The sequence below is a fragment of the Terrimonas sp. genome (genome assembly GCF_003075435.1).
Lineage (GTDB): Bacteria > Bacteroidota > Bacteroidia > Chitinophagales > Chitinophagaceae > Agriterribacter.
In genome coordinates this window covers 221,416-236,071 of sequence record NZ_QCZJ01000001.1, presented here as the reverse complement: position 1 = coordinate 236,071, position 14,656 = coordinate 221,416, and the positions used below count along the sequence as shown (strand labels likewise).

Below are 14,656 nucleotides of genomic sequence, written 5' to 3'. Positions count from 1 at the left end.
ATTATGAAATATATACCCGGTTACAGCATCAAATTAACTTATTTCTTCAGTGAAAAGAAATAAAATTACCGTAAACGTTTCCGTAGATATTTACTGTTGTATCTTATAGGCTTATATTTTTGAAACAGGATTTAATACTATATACAAAATCAAACTGCATTATTAGTATGAATAAAAAAGCTGCTGCTGTAACCGTATCATCACTCACCGGCAGGGATACTTCCATTTCGCTGTTTATAATCGGTATGCTGTTTTTTATTTTCGGTTTTGTGAGTTGGGTAAATGCCATTTTGATCCCCTATTTTAAGATAGCCTGTGAGCTCACTAATTTTCAATCTTACCTGGTAGCATTCGCGTTTTATATTTCTTATTTTATTGTTTCCGTGCCCGCGTCTTATCTGCTTAAAGCGGTTGGATTTAAAAAGGGAATAATGTTCGGCTTTTTTACGATGGCCATCGGCGCCTTTATATTTATACCGGCAGCATATGTACGAATGTATGAAGTGTTTTTATTAGGATTATTTTCTCTTGGAACCGGGCTTGCCATATTACAAACCGCTGCCAACCCATTTGTAACCATCCTGGGACCTAAAGAAAGCGCCGCAAGGCGTATAGGCATAATGGGTATATGTAATAAAGGCGCAGGTATATTAGCGCCATTAATATTTGCGGCAATTATATTACGCCCTACAGATACGGAATTATTCAAGAGCCTGCCATTAATGAATGAGATAGAAAAGAACGCGGCGCTTGATGAACTGATCCGCAGGGTGATTTGGCCTTATTTTATTGTAGGCATTGTCTTAACCGGGCTGGGGCTTTTTGTTCGTTATTCTCCTTTGCCTGAAATAAATACAGATGAAGATGATAAAGCGGTACATGGTGAATCAGCCAGGAAAAATATTTTTCAGTTCCCTCACCTGATATTAGGCGCTATAGCCATTTTTCTGCATGTAGGCACACAGGTAATCGCTATTGATACCATTATAAATTATGCAGGCTCTTTTGGCATATCGCTGCTTGAGGCAAAAACATTTCCTTCATATACGCTTGCGGCTACTATTTGTGGTTATTTAACGGGCATAGCCCTTATTCCTAAAATATTAAGCCAGCTAACGGTATTGCGCATATGTGTGATATTAGGTTTATGTTTTTCACTCCTCACTATCTATGCAAAAGGTAGTATACAGGTATTAGGTCACCAGGCTGATGTATCCATTTGGTTTTTGGTTTTATTAGGCTTAGCAAATTCAATGGTGTGGGCAGGAATATGGCCCCTGGCGCTTGATGGATTAGGCCGGTTCACAAAACTTGGTGCTTCTGTAATGATCATGGGACTTTGTGGTAATGCGCTTTTGCCTTTGGTATACGGTTATTTTGCCGATGTGTTTAATCTTCGTTCCGCCTATTGGGTACTCGTCCCATGTTATCTTTATTTAATGTTTTATTCTTTTAGGGGATACCGCTTAAAACGATGGAGTTTGTAATAAAAAACCGGGAAATATTTGGAGCAGACCGATAAAATGTTGCTTAAGTGCTATATAAAATTATAATTTTTTTGAGTGAAGATTTTGTAGTAGGAATTGAAAAATCTGTGTATAAGAAAATGTTTTTCAAAGCGTTAATAATTATGAAAAAATGTTGTTTGGTTATCAATTCAATTTCACAATTCACATATTTTTGCATTAATGACGAGAACAGTTAAACATATCATTGCTGCCATGTTTGTTTTTATAATGGTATCTAAAGGTTTGTTTTCTGTGGTTGCCGCTGTTTACCAGCATAAATGCATAGACGTTATTGCTCAATCTGGCCCCGCTGAATCTGAAAATTCAGAACAAGAGAGTGAGCAGAAATCCGGTGAGAAAGAATTTGTTCCCGAAGAATTTGCCGATATAGCTTTACCTGTAATCATTCCTGTTCCAAGAGTATCTCACGGGCATTATATGTCTGCTGATATTACACATCTTACAGAGCTCGCAGTATTCACACCGCCTCCCGAACAGGCATAATCGAATTTTTACATTTTTCTTTTTTTACCAGACCTCCATGGGCTGGTACCTGTTATCTAATTATCAATAAAAAATTATTTCGATTATGAATACTATCAACATAAAAAAAGCTGTTCTCTTCTGCTCATTTGTTTTGGTTTCTGCTGTTTTGTTTGCACAGGATCTTCCTGATACTAAAATCAAAAAGAATATTGAGCCAATAGATAATCCTTTGCAGCGACTTATGCAACTGGAGCCAAAGAAATATGAATATAATGTGAGCGATTTTAAGCACCTGAAATTGCAAGCGGGTTCTCAATATGGATTTATTGCAGAAGATCTTCAATCTGTATTTCCTGACCTCGTAAAAGAGAAATCAGTAAACTATATGTTTGGTAAAAACGTATACCGTAATTCAACTATTAAAACAATAGATGAAGCGAGCCTGATTCCTGTACTGGTAGCCTCAATTAAGGAGCAACAGGCAGAAATTGAAAAGCTTAAAATGGAAATATTGCAGTTAAAAAAGCAAACTGCTTTGGTTCAATAGGTTTTATGTGTTGTAGAGAGAGGGGCTGTTCCAGGTAATGATGGAGCAGCCTTTTTTTGTAACTGTCCTGAAGGACAGCGCGATTCATCCCCGGATTTTTAGTGTTTTTAATCGTATTGTAGGTATACTTAATAAACCGGCTTCTCTAAAGTATAAACACAGATTTATGCAAAGTCAACCCGGCCGGCTTATTTCACTTGATGTGCTTCGCGGTTTTACCATGGCCGCCATGATAATGGTGAATTATCCCGGCAGCGAGGAGTATGTATACTTTACGCTCCGGCATACCAAATGGAACGGGCTTTCTTTTACGGATAATATAGCTCCTGTCTTTTTATTTGTAATAGGTATGTCTATAACCATTGCCTATACAAAGCGCTTAAGGGAAAAGGCGGACAAGGGTGGTATCTATAAAAAGATTTTTGTGAGGGCACTGAAGATATATGCTGTAGGTATGTTCCTGAACCTGATGCCTGATTTTAATATTGCAGACGCCCGGTGGACAGGTACACTTCATCGTATTGCCTTTGTGTTTTTAATATGCGGGTTTATTTTTATTAATACTACCTGGAAACAACAGGCATGGATAACCGCAATTTTGCTGGTGGGGTATTGGCTGCTGCTTACACAGGTACCAACACCCGGTTATGGAGAAGTAATGCTGGAGCCGGGAAAAAATATCGTAGCCTGGTTTGATTCAAAGTTTTTGCCCGGCAAAATGTGGCAGGGTACCTGGGACCCGGAGAGCATACTCAGTATAATACCATCCTGCGCCAGCACATTAACCGGTATGCTGGCGGGGCATTTGATGATCAGCAGTAAACCCGCGGCGGAAAAAGTAAACTACCTTATGACGGCAGGAGTAATATCATGCATTGCCGGCTTTTTTTGGGGATTAGCTTTTCCGGTAAATGAAAATCTCTGGACAAGCTCTTTTGTGCTGGTTACCTCAGGGTTTGGCGCTTTGCTACTCGGCGCATTGTATTTTTTGATTGATATAAAAGGCAGAACAAAAGGAATTTTATTCGGTTTGGTATTTGGCGCTAATGCTATTGCCGCTTATTTCCTGGCAGACGTTTGGGCGCTTATTTTTTACAGGTTGAAGTTTGGAGGAGCTCCGCTAAATGAAATAGCGGTAAATGGTATGATCAATGCCGGATTTAAACCGGAACTGGCAAGCCTTGTATACGCTTTGGTCTTTGTGGCTTTCAATTTTATACCGGTATATATACTGTACAGGAAGAAGATATTTATTAAAGTGTAAGAGAAGTAACGTGCAATCAATACCGCTTCTTTTAGAAAATGATATTGATTGCACGTTGACTATTTATTATTGAAATGCGGAAATTCTTCTTTATTTTCCATCATTATTTATCCAATAATAAGCTTGCATATGTCTCCTTTTTTAGCAGAACTTATAGGAACAGCTATATTAATTACCCTCGGCGCCGGCGTGGTAGCCAATGTAGTATTATCAAAAACCTATGGCAACAACAGCGGTTTAATTGTAATTGCTTTCGGCTGGGCTATAGGTGTATTCACCGGCGTATATGCATCAGCAGCTGCCAGCGGCGCTCATCTTAACCCAGCAGTAACCATTGGGCTGGCCGTGGAAGGGAGTTTTGACTGGGATAAAGTGCCTTCGTATATTTTAGCGCAGATGATCGGCGCGATGACCGGCGCTTTTGTGGCATGGCTGGCATATAAAAAACATTTTGACGCTACAGAAGACGGCAATGCAAAGCTGGCCGTTTTTTGTACGGCGCCCGCAATACCAAATCCTCTTTACAATGTAATAACCGAAATAGTTGGCACATTCGTTCTTGTGCTTGGTGCATTATTAATGGCAAAGCCGGAAATGAAGCTGGGCGCATTAGATGCATTACCAATTGCCTTACTGGTATTAGGTATAGGAGTAAGTTTAGGCGGACCTACAGGTTACGCTATCAACCCTGCAAGAGACCTGGGCCCGCGTATCATGCATGCCATCTTACCTATAAAAAATAAAAGAGACAGCAACTGGGGATATGCCTGGGTGCCGGTTGTGGGTCCGGTTATAGGCGGTATTTTAGCAGGATTGGTGTTTAAGTTTGTTATAAAATAAATCAGCATACATTTTTGAAAAGGATATTCTCGGGACTCATTATTATTTTGATGTTTGATAATTGTAGTAATGCCCCTCGTATTGAGCATCTTGATGATTGGATGGGAAACTACCAGTATGAAGAAGAACCGGTTAAGGCAAATGCCGGATATTCTATGGTAATGAAATGGCAACTTGCAATTAAAAAAGACAACGATACTTATACCGGTCTTCTGGAAATAAATGGACAGCAAACCCTGATAAAATGGGATGTTGATATTAAAGGTGATTCAACTGAAATTGCAATTATACTCAAAGATTTGATTGAAGGATTTGATGAGGGGATGAAGGAGGGAGATACTTTATTTGTTCTGACAAAACAGGAAAAGGATATTAAAACAATTTGGAAATCAATCCCGCCAGAGCTATCAGACAATTCTGCAGAATGTGAATGTTTTTTTAAAGAATAGCACACGGAATATACGGATGATACTGATCCACACGGGTACATTCCGTGAATATCCGTCATCTCTGTTTTATCCGTGTTCTATTTTTATGCCCTAACCCTTCCTCCTTATCGAACAAATTCTCCCCAAAATCGAAGCAAATCGACCCTTTGCCGAATTAAGTTCAGCAACGGTAAATTGTGCAGCATCTTTGTATTGTTAATAATAACAACGCAATCCGATCCTTTGAAAACAGCGTCCCTTTAGAAAAACCCAACCCTTAGAGAAAGCATCCAGATCCTTTGAAACCCAATCCCTGAAAAACCCAAATCCGATCTTTTGAAAACCAATCTGATCCTGAAAAATCCAAATTCAATCCAGATCCTTAGAAAACAAGTCCAGAAACCTTAAAAAACCGAATCAACCTTAATCTGTGAAACACTAAACCCCCAAGAACCGGAAATCCGTCAGTACCCTTTAGAAAAACCAAAGATTACAGATCATTCGTTAGCCTCTGACAGATTTCAAATTATTGAGCCGTGTTAACCGCACGGCTTTTTGTTATAATAATATCCACATCAGCGCTTTTAATTCTAAAATATTCCCGATTCAAATTGGACAATTATCACCCGAACCTTACCTTTGCCGCACATTTGCCCATATACCTTAAAATATTTTAATATATGCCTAAAAAAGGTAAAATCAAACAGATCATCGGAGCGGTAATAGACGTGCAATTTGACGGAGAGCTGCCCGAAATTTTTAATGCCCTTGAACTGAAGCGTGAATCCGGAGAAAAGCTGGTACTGGAAGTACAGCAGCATCTCGGAGAAGATAGTGTACGTACTATTGCAATGGATGGTACAGACGGCCTGGTTCGCGGAATGGAAGTAACAGATACCGGTAAAGCTATCACTATGCCAATCGGTGAGGATATTAAAGGTCGTTTGTTTAATGTAACCGGCGATGCTATCGACGGTTTGCCGCAGGTTGATAAAACCAATGGTCGCCCGATACATGCAAAACCACCGGCTTTCGAAAACCTGAGCGTGGCTTCTGAAGTCCTTTTCACAGGTATTAAAGTAATTGACCTGATTGAGCCTTATGCAAAAGGTGGTAAGATCGGTTTGTTTGGTGGTGCCGGTGTGGGTAAAACAGTATTGATCCAGGAATTGATCAACAATATCGCGAAAGGTTACGGTGGTTTATCAGTGTTTGCAGGTGTGGGTGAGCGTACCCGCGAAGGAAATGACCTGCTCCGTGAAATGATCGAAGCCGGCATTATGAAATACGGTGATGATTTTAAACATAGCATGGAAGAAGGTGGCTGGGATTTAAGCAAAGTGAATATGAATGAGCTGAAAGATTCAAAAGCAACATTCGTATTCGGGCAGATGAATGAGCCGCCGGGTGCACGTGCACGTGTGGCATTAAGCGGGTTAACCGTTGCGGAATACTATCGCGACGGCGATGGAAAAGGACAGGGACGCGATATCCTCTTTTTCGTAGATAATATCTTCCGTTTTACACAGGCAGGCTCTGAGGTATCAGCGTTGCTGGGTCGTATGCCGTCTGCGGTGGGTTATCAACCTACACTGGCTACAGAAATGGGATTAATGCAGGAAAGGATTACTTCAACAAAGAACGGTTCTATCACCTCCGTACAGGCGGTATATGTACCTGCGGATGACCTTACCGATCCGGCTCCCGCAACAACATTTGCCCACCTTGATGCCACTACGGTATTAAGCCGTAAGATCGCTGACCTTGGTATTTACCCTGCAGTGGATCCTTTGGATTCTACTTCAAGAATCCTTAGTCCGATGGTTGTAGGTGATGCGCATTATAATACTGCCAACAGGGTTAAATTGATTTTACAACGTTATAAGGAATTGCAGGATATCATCGCCATCCTGGGTATGGATGAATTAAGCGAGGAAGATAAAATGACCGTATTCCGTGCACGTAAAGTGCAGCGTTTCCTTTCCCAGCCTTTCCACGTGGCAGAGCAGTTTACAGGTTTAAAAGGTGTGTTTGTAAGTATTGAAGATACTATCCGCGGTTTTAATATGATCATGGATGGTGATGTAGATGATTATCCTGAAGCAGCGTTTAACCTGGTGGGTACTATTGAAGACGCGATTGAAAAAGGTAAAAAATTATTGGCTGCGGCTAAAGGATAATTAATATAAAGCGCAATGGAATTAGAAATATTAACGCCGGAAAAAAAACTGTTCAGCGGCCATGTATACGGGGTTCAGTTACCTGGTATAGAAGGTTCTTTTGAAGTGTTGGATAAGCATGCTCCATTGGTTAGCGCATTGGGTGCGGGAAAAGTAAAAGTGCTGAAAGATAAATCAGGTGCCAATGTAGTATACAATATCAATGGTGGTTTTGCAGAAGTGCTCAACAATAAAGTTGCTGTGCTGGTAGAAGGCGCTACAGAATCATAATTGAAAGTATAAAACAGATATTTAATCCCCGACGCTTAAAGGTTGCCGGGGATTTTTTATTTTATTTTACATGGGTTCCGAATCTTTTAAAGGTTCGGAACCACTGCACAACACAGCCTTTTAACAGGCGGTAGCACCAGATAGCATTGTTCATATATTTCATATCTTTCTACTGCAATTTTTATTCAATACCAACTTTTGCCATGTCGAAATCGCATCATTATAAAATCTTCTTAACATGGACGGGCAACGCCGGGCAGGGCACGAAAACCTACTCCTCTTACAGCAGGAATCACATTATTTCTGCAGATGGTAAAAATGATATAGCCGGTTCATCAGATCCTGCATTCAGAGGTGATAAATCGAGGTATAATCCCGAGGAGTTGCTGGTAGCGTCTTTATCATCCTGCCACATGCTTTGGTTTTTGCATTTATGTACGGAAGCAGGTATTGTTGTAGTTGATTATAAAGATGAAGCAAAAGGAACAATGATAGAAACAGCCGATGGCGGCGGGCATTTTACTGAGGTAGTATTATATCCCGTTGTAACTATTGAAGGAAAAATAGATAAAGAAAAATTGGATGCACTGCAACATGAGGCAAACAAAAAATGTTTTATTGCATCATCCTGCAATTTCCCGGTAAGGCATGAGGCGAAATATATGGGTGAATAGGCAATAATGAATGGGCAATGGTGAACGTGAGACGTGAAACCTGAAACTTGTAACCTGCTGAATGCTGATAGCTGACAACTGATAGCCCACACCCCTACTCCAGCTTCTTCGCTTCTTCCTGGCTGGCATATTCTTCCTGCAAAGCAGGTAATGTTTTTAGCAAAGTGTTTTGTAAAGAAATAACAGATGATGCTGAATACAAACCAATATAATCACCTGAATAAGTATAATCCATCAGCGTAAGCTTTACTACGCCATTAATAGAAAGCTCAATATAATTTCCATAAGATATCAAGCGGAAATGAATGGGTTCCTTTTCTTTAGGAGGTGTAAAAAATCCGGATTGTATATCGGAGAAAATAAAGTTTTGTTTTACGTTCTGAGGATTAAATCCCCAGCTTCTTATCTGCACAAATCCATTCATTACATCAAAGGAAATAAAATAACCATAGCCATCCTTGTCCATTTCGGTTACCAGTCCCAGCTTGCCCATGCCTTCAACAGTGAGTAAGCCTTCCCATATATAATTTTGTGCGGGTTTTTTAAAACAGAATATTTCATACCCGCTGCGCGAACTGCAGATCCATTTATCATCCTGTATTTCAAAAGATGCAGTTGGGTTATTGAATAAAGAAAAAACATCGATAATATTTTTTTGCAGTATTATCTTTACTGCCATCATATCCCACCTGTAATAGCTTTTCAGCAATAGTCTTCCTCTTGCATCTGTATCTAATTGCTTGGGCGGTGGCAAAACACGCAGTGCATCAATTTTGCCTACATAAAAAAAGTTATAAATAAGCAGGTGCTCTCCGTCTTGTTCTATACGTGCAGCATAATTACCCTGTGGTAATATCACGTCAGCATGAAAGGAGTGATACTCACCCAAAAAATCGGGGGCAAACCAATACCGTATTTTTATATCTTCTCTTATTGATCCAAGTATATAGTATTTGCCATTTAATGTAAATACACAGGGACATTCAATGTCATCATATACCAGGGGGCTCATCAATGGTGGTAAAAGCTGTGGTTCGCCATTGGTGATATTAACCAACCCGATACAACCTCTTCTTGATACAGGTCCTTTTATATTCCTTGCTGCTAAAAGCAGGTATGCTTCACCGTTATGCTCAAACCGGAAAGGATCTCTGAAGCTTGCCCAGGTACGCGGGTTGCTTATGGCGGTTTCATAATATATTCCTTTGGGCTCAATCGGGTATCCCTTTCTGCTTGCTTTCTCCCAGCTCATTAAATCATCAGATACTGCTAATCCTATCCTTGAAACCACGCCACGATCCCTGCGTTGCAGTCCTGTATAATACATATAAAACCTGTCGTTAACTTTACTTACGTGCATTGTCCATAGCATATCATCATCCCATTCACCGGGATCTCCCACAAATAATGCATTCTTTACTCTCTTCCACGACAAGCAATCTGCAGACACCGCATGTGCTATATAGTCATGATTAGGTATAATGAGGTGAAATAAATGATATACACCTTCATGAAGAATAATGGTGATGTCGCCAATTTCCCAGTCGCTGAATCCTGATCCTGTATACATATTTTATACTGCCTTGTTGTTGAATAAAGTTACGAAAACACCACTTGTGCGTAATTGTTTAAATTTGCAGTTTGCTTTTTAAAGATTTGTTATGGGTGAATTTTATATTCAGTTGTTCAGTCCGCATGGACTTATCCGGTATCAAAATCCTGAGACAGGCAGGGACAGGGATACGGGAGGGCAGGTGAAATATGTACTGGAACTTTTAGAAAATCTTTCTAAACATCCGCAGGTAAGAAAAGTAGATTTATTTACACGCCGCATAGCTGATAAAAGGGTCTCCTCTTCTTATGATAAAGAAATTGAAATAGTAAATGATAAAGCAAGGATAGTACGGATGAGTTGCGGAGGCAATGCTTATATACAAAAAGAATCTTTGTGGGATCATTTGGATGAGTTTGTTGATAAAACAATACGCTTTATTGAAAAGCAGGATGATTTTCCGGATGTGGTACATGGTCATTATGCTGATGGTAGTTATATAGCAGGGCAGATCAGCCAGGTATTCGGTATTCCGTTTGTTGCTACAGGTCATTCGCTTGGGCGTAATAAAAAAAATATATTGCTGAGCAACGGAATGAGTGAAGAGAAGATAAACGATAAGTTCAATATGCAGCGCCGCATTCAAACTGAAGAAAATACATTAAAAAATGCAGGTGCGGTAATTGTCAGTACAAGTCATGAAATTGAAAATCATTACAGCTTATACGATAATAAAAGCAAGGCGCATTTTGAAGTAATACCTCCGGGAGTAAATACGGATTTGTTTTTTCCATTTTACCGGTATGATCTGCCGGCATATAAAATGTCATTTGAGCAGGAACATGCTGTGTACAGGGTGAATTCAGATATAGAACGTTTTTTGTTTAATCCCGCAAAGCCGTTGATACTATCTATTGGCCGTGCAGACAAGCGCAAGAATTTTGAGAACATTATTCAAAGCTACGGACAGGATAAAGAATTGCAGGCAATGGCAAACCTGGCCATATTTGCAGGAGTACGAAAGGATATTTCGCAAATGCCGGATGATGAGAAAGATATTCTTACCAATCTTTTGCTGCTGCTGGATAAGTTTGACCTGTATGGCAAAATGGCTATTCCCAAAAAGAACGACCCTACACTTGATGTGCCCGAGATATACAGGCTGGCTGCAAGAAGAAAAGGTGTGTTTGTAAATGCCACGCCCGGAGAAAATTTCGGGTTAACCATAGTGGAAGCTGCTGCCTGTGGTTTACCGGTAGTAGCTTCGCCAACAGGCGGGCCTAAAGAAATACTGGAGAAAGGAAATAATGGTATACTTGTAGATGTAGAAGACCCGGCAGCTATTTCCGGGGCTTTAAAAAAGATTGTTTCAGATCAGGCGCTTTGGGAAAAATATTCAGAGAATGGTATAAGTGCGGTTAACCAGCTATATTCATGGGAGGCGCACTGTAACAGGTATATTGAAGTGGTTAAACATTTATTCGAGGTTGATGTAAAAGAAGTAGTGCCAAAACTTCCTTTTGGAAAGAAGCTGGTAAAAGCAAAGCAGTTTATCATTTCCGATCTTGACGGCACATTGGTTGAAGGTAATGAAACAGAAGGCCTGAAAGAATTGAAGCAATGGATAGTTGCGCAGAAAGACGAAGTCGTGTTTGGTATTGCGAGTGGGCGTAACCGTGAGTTAACAGAAGAAGCATTTAAAAAATATGATCTGCCTTATCCGGATATTATAATATGCTCTGCAGGTTCAGAGATTTATTATACTGATAAATTCATTCCTGATCATGGGTGGGAAAGTCATATTGATTTTAAATGGAAGAGAAAGGAATTGCTGGAAGCATTAAAATATTTTCCCGGTATTCAACTGCAGGAAGAAGCAGCGCAGCGGCGATTTAAGCTGAGTTATTATGTATCGTCTTCATTTAACGATGATAATTTAGCTGATCTCTATAAATTTCTTGATGACAAAAAACTAAGGGCAAAAATACTGCTCACGGAAAATAAATTCCTGGACCTGCTTCCGTTCCGTTCAGGAAAAGGAAATGCTATCAGATATCTTAGCTACAAATGGAAAGTGCCGCTGGATCAATTTATTACAGCAGGTAACAGCGGCAATGACAAGGATATGCTTACGGGTAAAATAAAAGGCATTGTTGTGGCTAATTACAGCCCTGAAATGGAAGAGTTGAAAGAAAGTAAATTTATTTATTTTACAAAGCATCGTTTATCAAAAGGTGTTATGGAAGGTATTCATTTTTATAATGCAGCATCGTAAACAGGTGGCGCGGGGAGGGATTTTCTTTTGGAAAAATGTAAGGCAATCTCAATTTCCGGAAGCTGCGGGAGATTGCTTTACCTGCTCCAGGATACCTTCAGCTCAAATCTTTGTGCCGGCGGGTTCGGTTGAAGGCATCGTTATTTCGAGTACCAAACCTGATTCAGGAAAAATATAAAGATGACATTACAATGGCTTGTTGTAAAAACAGCATTATTAAGAGCTATATCATTTAGGAAAGCTATTTCGTTTTAAACACAGGTAGCATTTAGCTACAAACAGGTAACCGCTATGCGGCAGGATGCCGGTTACAGCTTATAAGTTCCCGGCTTACCTGTTGCATTATTCACTGGTTATTTCACAGAGGTACACGAAGGCTACACAAAGAGCCACAAAGAATAATAAATCACTCTGTGTAACTTTGTGTATGCTTTGTGGCGCTTTGTGTAGCAAATCCTGTTTCGCCGATGCGAACACCGGAATTCTTGGCAGGAAATATATCAGGGGTTATTTAAAAATAACTTCGGGCATGCCCAATACGCAGAATGGAACACGGATAAAACGGATATGGCGGATATTTACGGAATGTATCGGTGTTTATCAGTATCATCCGTGTATTCCGTGTGCTATTTTATAAAAAGTATTTGTTGTAATGCTAAATCATTATACACACGGCGGAACGCAGGAAACCTGATTTTCAATTCATCCGTAATGATGTCATTATAAATGAGTAACACTGGGATTGTCGTATCATCACCTTTATGCGAGTGAGATAGCTGCCGGCAGGCAGGTTTACCTTCGGTGAGAAAAGTTCTCTCCCACTGCAAGATGCTTCTAATTCAATCTTTATGACGGCGGGTCTTTATATTTTACTATTATCGTGAATCAAAGTGTATAACTATTCAACCTCTCGCTCTTTGCGATTCCGCCTAAACAAATGGAAATTTAAAATACACCCCATGTTACGCACCAATTATTTTATAATGTTAGATTAGCAGTATGAAATCTTTTTTTATTACAGCAGTGTTTTTTTGTTTTACAGCCGGCTTTGTTAATGCGCAATCTGTAAAAGTATATACTTCAGATACGACCTATCTTTCTTCATTGCATCAGTTGTTTAAAGCACAATGGCCCAATAACAGAACCATCAATATAGTCTTTCATGGGCATAGTGTGCCGGCAGGTTATTTTAAAACGCCGGATATAAAAACATTGGAGGCTTATCCCGAACTGACTTTGCAATATGTTTCTGCGCTTTATCCGAATGCGGTGGTTAATGTCATTAAAACATGCATAGGCGGGGAAAATTCGGTGTCAGGCGCGGCAAGATTCGACTCGACTGTGTTAAATCATCGCCCTGATATACTTTTTATTGATTACGCATTAAATGATCGTGGTATCGGTTTGGAAAAAGCAAAAGAAGCATGGATATCAATGATTGAAAAGGCGTTGGCTGTAAATATTAAAGTTGTATTATGTACGCCAACGCCTGACCAGTCTGAGAATATACTTGATACAACAACCGCATTGTATAAGCATACTCAACAAATTATTCAGCTTGCCAATAAATATAAGATTGGTTTGGTTGACAGCTATAATGCTTTCAGGCAGTTAATAGCAGGCGGCAATGAGCTTAAAAAATATATGTCGCAGGTAAATCATCCCGGGAAAGCAGGACATGAAGTTGTATTGGAAGAAATAGTGAAATTGTTTCCGGGAAGTTTATAGTTTATGATTTATGGTTTGTAGTTATAATAAACTGTTGGTATCCTGCTGCCTGGTTATTGTATCAGCCACAAACTATAAACAGCAAACCTCAAACCGACTACCTTTTCTTTCTCCTGTACTCTTTCTCCAAATCAATAATTTCCACTTTTCTGAATTCAACCGGATGGCTTTCACTTTGCAGTGATATATACCCGGATGATAATAATTGTCCGTCTTTTTTTACTGACGGGTCATAATCTGTCACACTGCCCCCGCCAATCTGGGGCTTTTGATATACGAGTACAGTGTCGCCGTTGGCTATATGTTTAACTACAGAATCTCCCAATACCATCACTTCAGCTCTTACCCATTGATCGCCGCGGAAAGTTTTAGAAGCAGAGTTAACACAATGCTGCGTTACCAGTTTGCCATCCATTTCCACATTAGTGCCGGGCGTACATAAATTACAGGTTGTTCTTTCCCCGGTTGAATCTCCGCCTAATAATTGTACTTCTATTGAAATAGGAAAATCCTGGTTTTTATGCATGGTTTCCGGTGGTTGGCAGTGTATCATAATGCCGCTGTTCCGGTATGCCCAGCCTGGTCCGCCTTTTACCTGGTCGCCAACAAAACGATATTCAACAGCAATAATATAATGCGAATAGGGTGTTTTATAAAAGAGGTGACCAAATTGCTCTTTAAACTCATCGTATTGGTCATAAGAAACTTTTATAACACCATCCTCTACACGAAAAGTATTGCCATAGTTTTCTCCATATGCATGGCCTGTAATTTTGGGCGTCCATCCTGAAAGATCTTTGCCATTGAAAAGTTGCTTCCATTTTTTATGTACCTTTCTTTGGGCATCAGCAGTTACCGTAATCAATATAAAAGCAAAAAGAGCGAAGCCATATTTCATTTATTC

General features: G+C 39.8%; 13 protein-coding genes. 11 read left to right on the top strand and 2 right to left on the bottom strand.

Going from position 1 to position 14,656, the window contains the following annotated elements; all coding sequences use genetic code 11:
• Positions 1 to 167 precede the first annotated feature (167 nt).
• From DC498_RS00935 to DC498_RS00895, 9 genes are all read left to right on the top strand, one after another.
• Positions 168 to 1,487 (top strand): sugar MFS transporter, encoded by a 1,320-nt coding sequence (locus DC498_RS00935; protein WP_116872244.1) that lies wholly within the window; start codon positions 168 to 170, stop codon positions 1,485 to 1,487.
• Positions 1,488 to 1,688: 201 nt separating this feature from the next.
• Positions 1,689 to 2,012: a hypothetical protein gene (locus DC498_RS00930; protein WP_133176724.1), complete on the top strand. Its 324-nt coding sequence runs from the start codon at positions 1,689 to 1,691 to the stop codon at positions 2,010 to 2,012.
• A gap of 85 nt (positions 2,013 to 2,097) precedes the next feature.
• Complete coding sequence (locus DC498_RS00925) at positions 2,098 to 2,541, top strand: tail fiber domain-containing protein (protein ID WP_116872242.1); 444 nt, start codon at positions 2,098 to 2,100, stop codon at positions 2,539 to 2,541.
• Positions 2,542 to 2,707: 166 nt separating this feature from the next.
• Positions 2,708 to 3,805, top strand: coding sequence for an acyltransferase family protein (locus tag DC498_RS00920; RefSeq protein WP_116872560.1), 1,098 nt, complete (start codon positions 2,708 to 2,710; stop codon positions 3,803 to 3,805).
• A 129-nt stretch (positions 3,806 to 3,934) separates the two neighbouring features.
• Positions 3,935 to 4,645 carry an MIP/aquaporin family protein gene (locus DC498_RS00915; protein WP_116872559.1) on the top strand — a complete coding sequence of 237 codons (711 nt, stop codon included), beginning with the start codon at positions 3,935 to 3,937 and terminating at the stop codon, positions 4,643 to 4,645.
• A 14-nt stretch (positions 4,646 to 4,659) separates the two neighbouring features.
• Positions 4,660 to 5,094 (top strand): DUF5991 domain-containing protein, encoded by a 435-nt coding sequence (locus DC498_RS00910; protein ID WP_133176723.1) that lies wholly within the window; start codon positions 4,660 to 4,662, stop codon positions 5,092 to 5,094.
• Between the two features lie 659 nt (positions 5,095 to 5,753).
• On the top strand, positions 5,754 to 7,253 hold the full coding sequence (atpD, locus tag DC498_RS00905; RefSeq protein ID WP_116872240.1) for a F0F1 ATP synthase subunit beta: 1,500 nt from the start codon (positions 5,754 to 5,756) through the stop codon (positions 7,251 to 7,253).
• Between the two features lie 15 nt (positions 7,254 to 7,268).
• Positions 7,269 to 7,523: an ATP synthase F1 subunit epsilon gene (atpC, locus tag DC498_RS00900; RefSeq protein WP_116872239.1), complete on the top strand. Its 255-nt coding sequence runs from the start codon at positions 7,269 to 7,271 to the stop codon at positions 7,521 to 7,523.
• A 203-nt stretch (positions 7,524 to 7,726) separates the two neighbouring features.
• Positions 7,727 to 8,197, top strand: coding sequence for an OsmC family protein (locus DC498_RS00895; protein WP_116872238.1), 471 nt, complete (start codon positions 7,727 to 7,729; stop codon positions 8,195 to 8,197).
• Between the two features lie 94 nt (positions 8,198 to 8,291).
• On the opposite strand, the gene DC498_RS00890 is transcribed toward DC498_RS00895, so the two are convergent.
• A complete protein-coding gene (locus DC498_RS00890) occupies positions 8,292 to 9,767 on the bottom strand; it encodes a family 43 glycosylhydrolase (protein ID WP_116872237.1) in 1,476 nt (491 codons plus the stop codon).
• A 91-nt stretch (positions 9,768 to 9,858) separates the two neighbouring features.
• On the opposite strand from DC498_RS00890, the gene DC498_RS00885 reads away from it, so the two are divergent.
• Both DC498_RS00885 and DC498_RS00865 read left to right on the top strand, forming a co-directional pair.
• Positions 9,859 to 12,024 (top strand): HAD family hydrolase, encoded by a 2,166-nt coding sequence (locus tag DC498_RS00885; protein ID WP_116872236.1) that lies wholly within the window; start codon positions 9,859 to 9,861, stop codon positions 12,022 to 12,024.
• A 999-nt stretch (positions 12,025 to 13,023) separates the two neighbouring features.
• On the top strand, positions 13,024 to 13,752 hold the full coding sequence (locus DC498_RS00865; RefSeq protein ID WP_116872232.1) for an SGNH/GDSL hydrolase family protein: 729 nt from the start codon (positions 13,024 to 13,026) through the stop codon (positions 13,750 to 13,752).
• Positions 13,753 to 13,849: 97 nt separating this feature from the next.
• Here the strand turns inward: DC498_RS00865 and DC498_RS00860 are convergent, their stop codons facing one another.
• On the bottom strand, positions 13,850 to 14,650 hold the full coding sequence (locus DC498_RS00860) for a 3-keto-disaccharide hydrolase (RefSeq protein ID WP_116872231.1): 801 nt from the start codon (positions 14,648 to 14,650) through the stop codon (positions 13,850 to 13,852).
• Positions 14,651 to 14,656 lie beyond the last annotated feature (6 nt).

Coding starts and splice junctions, on each gene's coding strand:
- DC498_RS00935 (WP_116872244.1), top strand. CDS start 168: ATGAATAAAAAAGCTGCTGCTGTAACCGTATCATCACTCACCGGCAGG.
- DC498_RS00930 (WP_133176724.1), top strand. CDS start 1,689: ATGACGAGAACAGTTAAACATATCATTGCTGCCATGTTTGTTTTTATA.
- DC498_RS00925 (WP_116872242.1), top strand. CDS start 2,098: ATGAATACTATCAACATAAAAAAAGCTGTTCTCTTCTGCTCATTTGTT.
- DC498_RS00920 (WP_116872560.1), top strand. CDS start 2,708: ATGCAAAGTCAACCCGGCCGGCTTATTTCACTTGATGTGCTTCGCGGT.
- DC498_RS00915 (WP_116872559.1), top strand. CDS start 3,935: ATGTCTCCTTTTTTAGCAGAACTTATAGGAACAGCTATATTAATTACC.
- atpD (WP_116872240.1), top strand. CDS start 5,754: ATGCCTAAAAAAGGTAAAATCAAACAGATCATCGGAGCGGTAATAGAC.
- atpC (WP_116872239.1), top strand. CDS start 7,269: ATGGAATTAGAAATATTAACGCCGGAAAAAAAACTGTTCAGCGGCCAT.
- DC498_RS00895 (WP_116872238.1), top strand. CDS start 7,727: ATGTCGAAATCGCATCATTATAAAATCTTCTTAACATGGACGGGCAAC.
- DC498_RS00890 (WP_116872237.1), bottom strand. CDS start 9,767: ATGTATACAGGATCAGGATTCAGCGACTGGGAAATTGGCGACATCACC.
- DC498_RS00885 (WP_116872236.1), top strand. CDS start 9,859: ATGGGTGAATTTTATATTCAGTTGTTCAGTCCGCATGGACTTATCCGG.
- DC498_RS00865 (WP_116872232.1), top strand. CDS start 13,024: ATGAAATCTTTTTTTATTACAGCAGTGTTTTTTTGTTTTACAGCCGGC.
- DC498_RS00860 (WP_116872231.1), bottom strand. CDS start 14,650: ATGAAATATGGCTTCGCTCTTTTTGCTTTTATATTGATTACGGTAACT.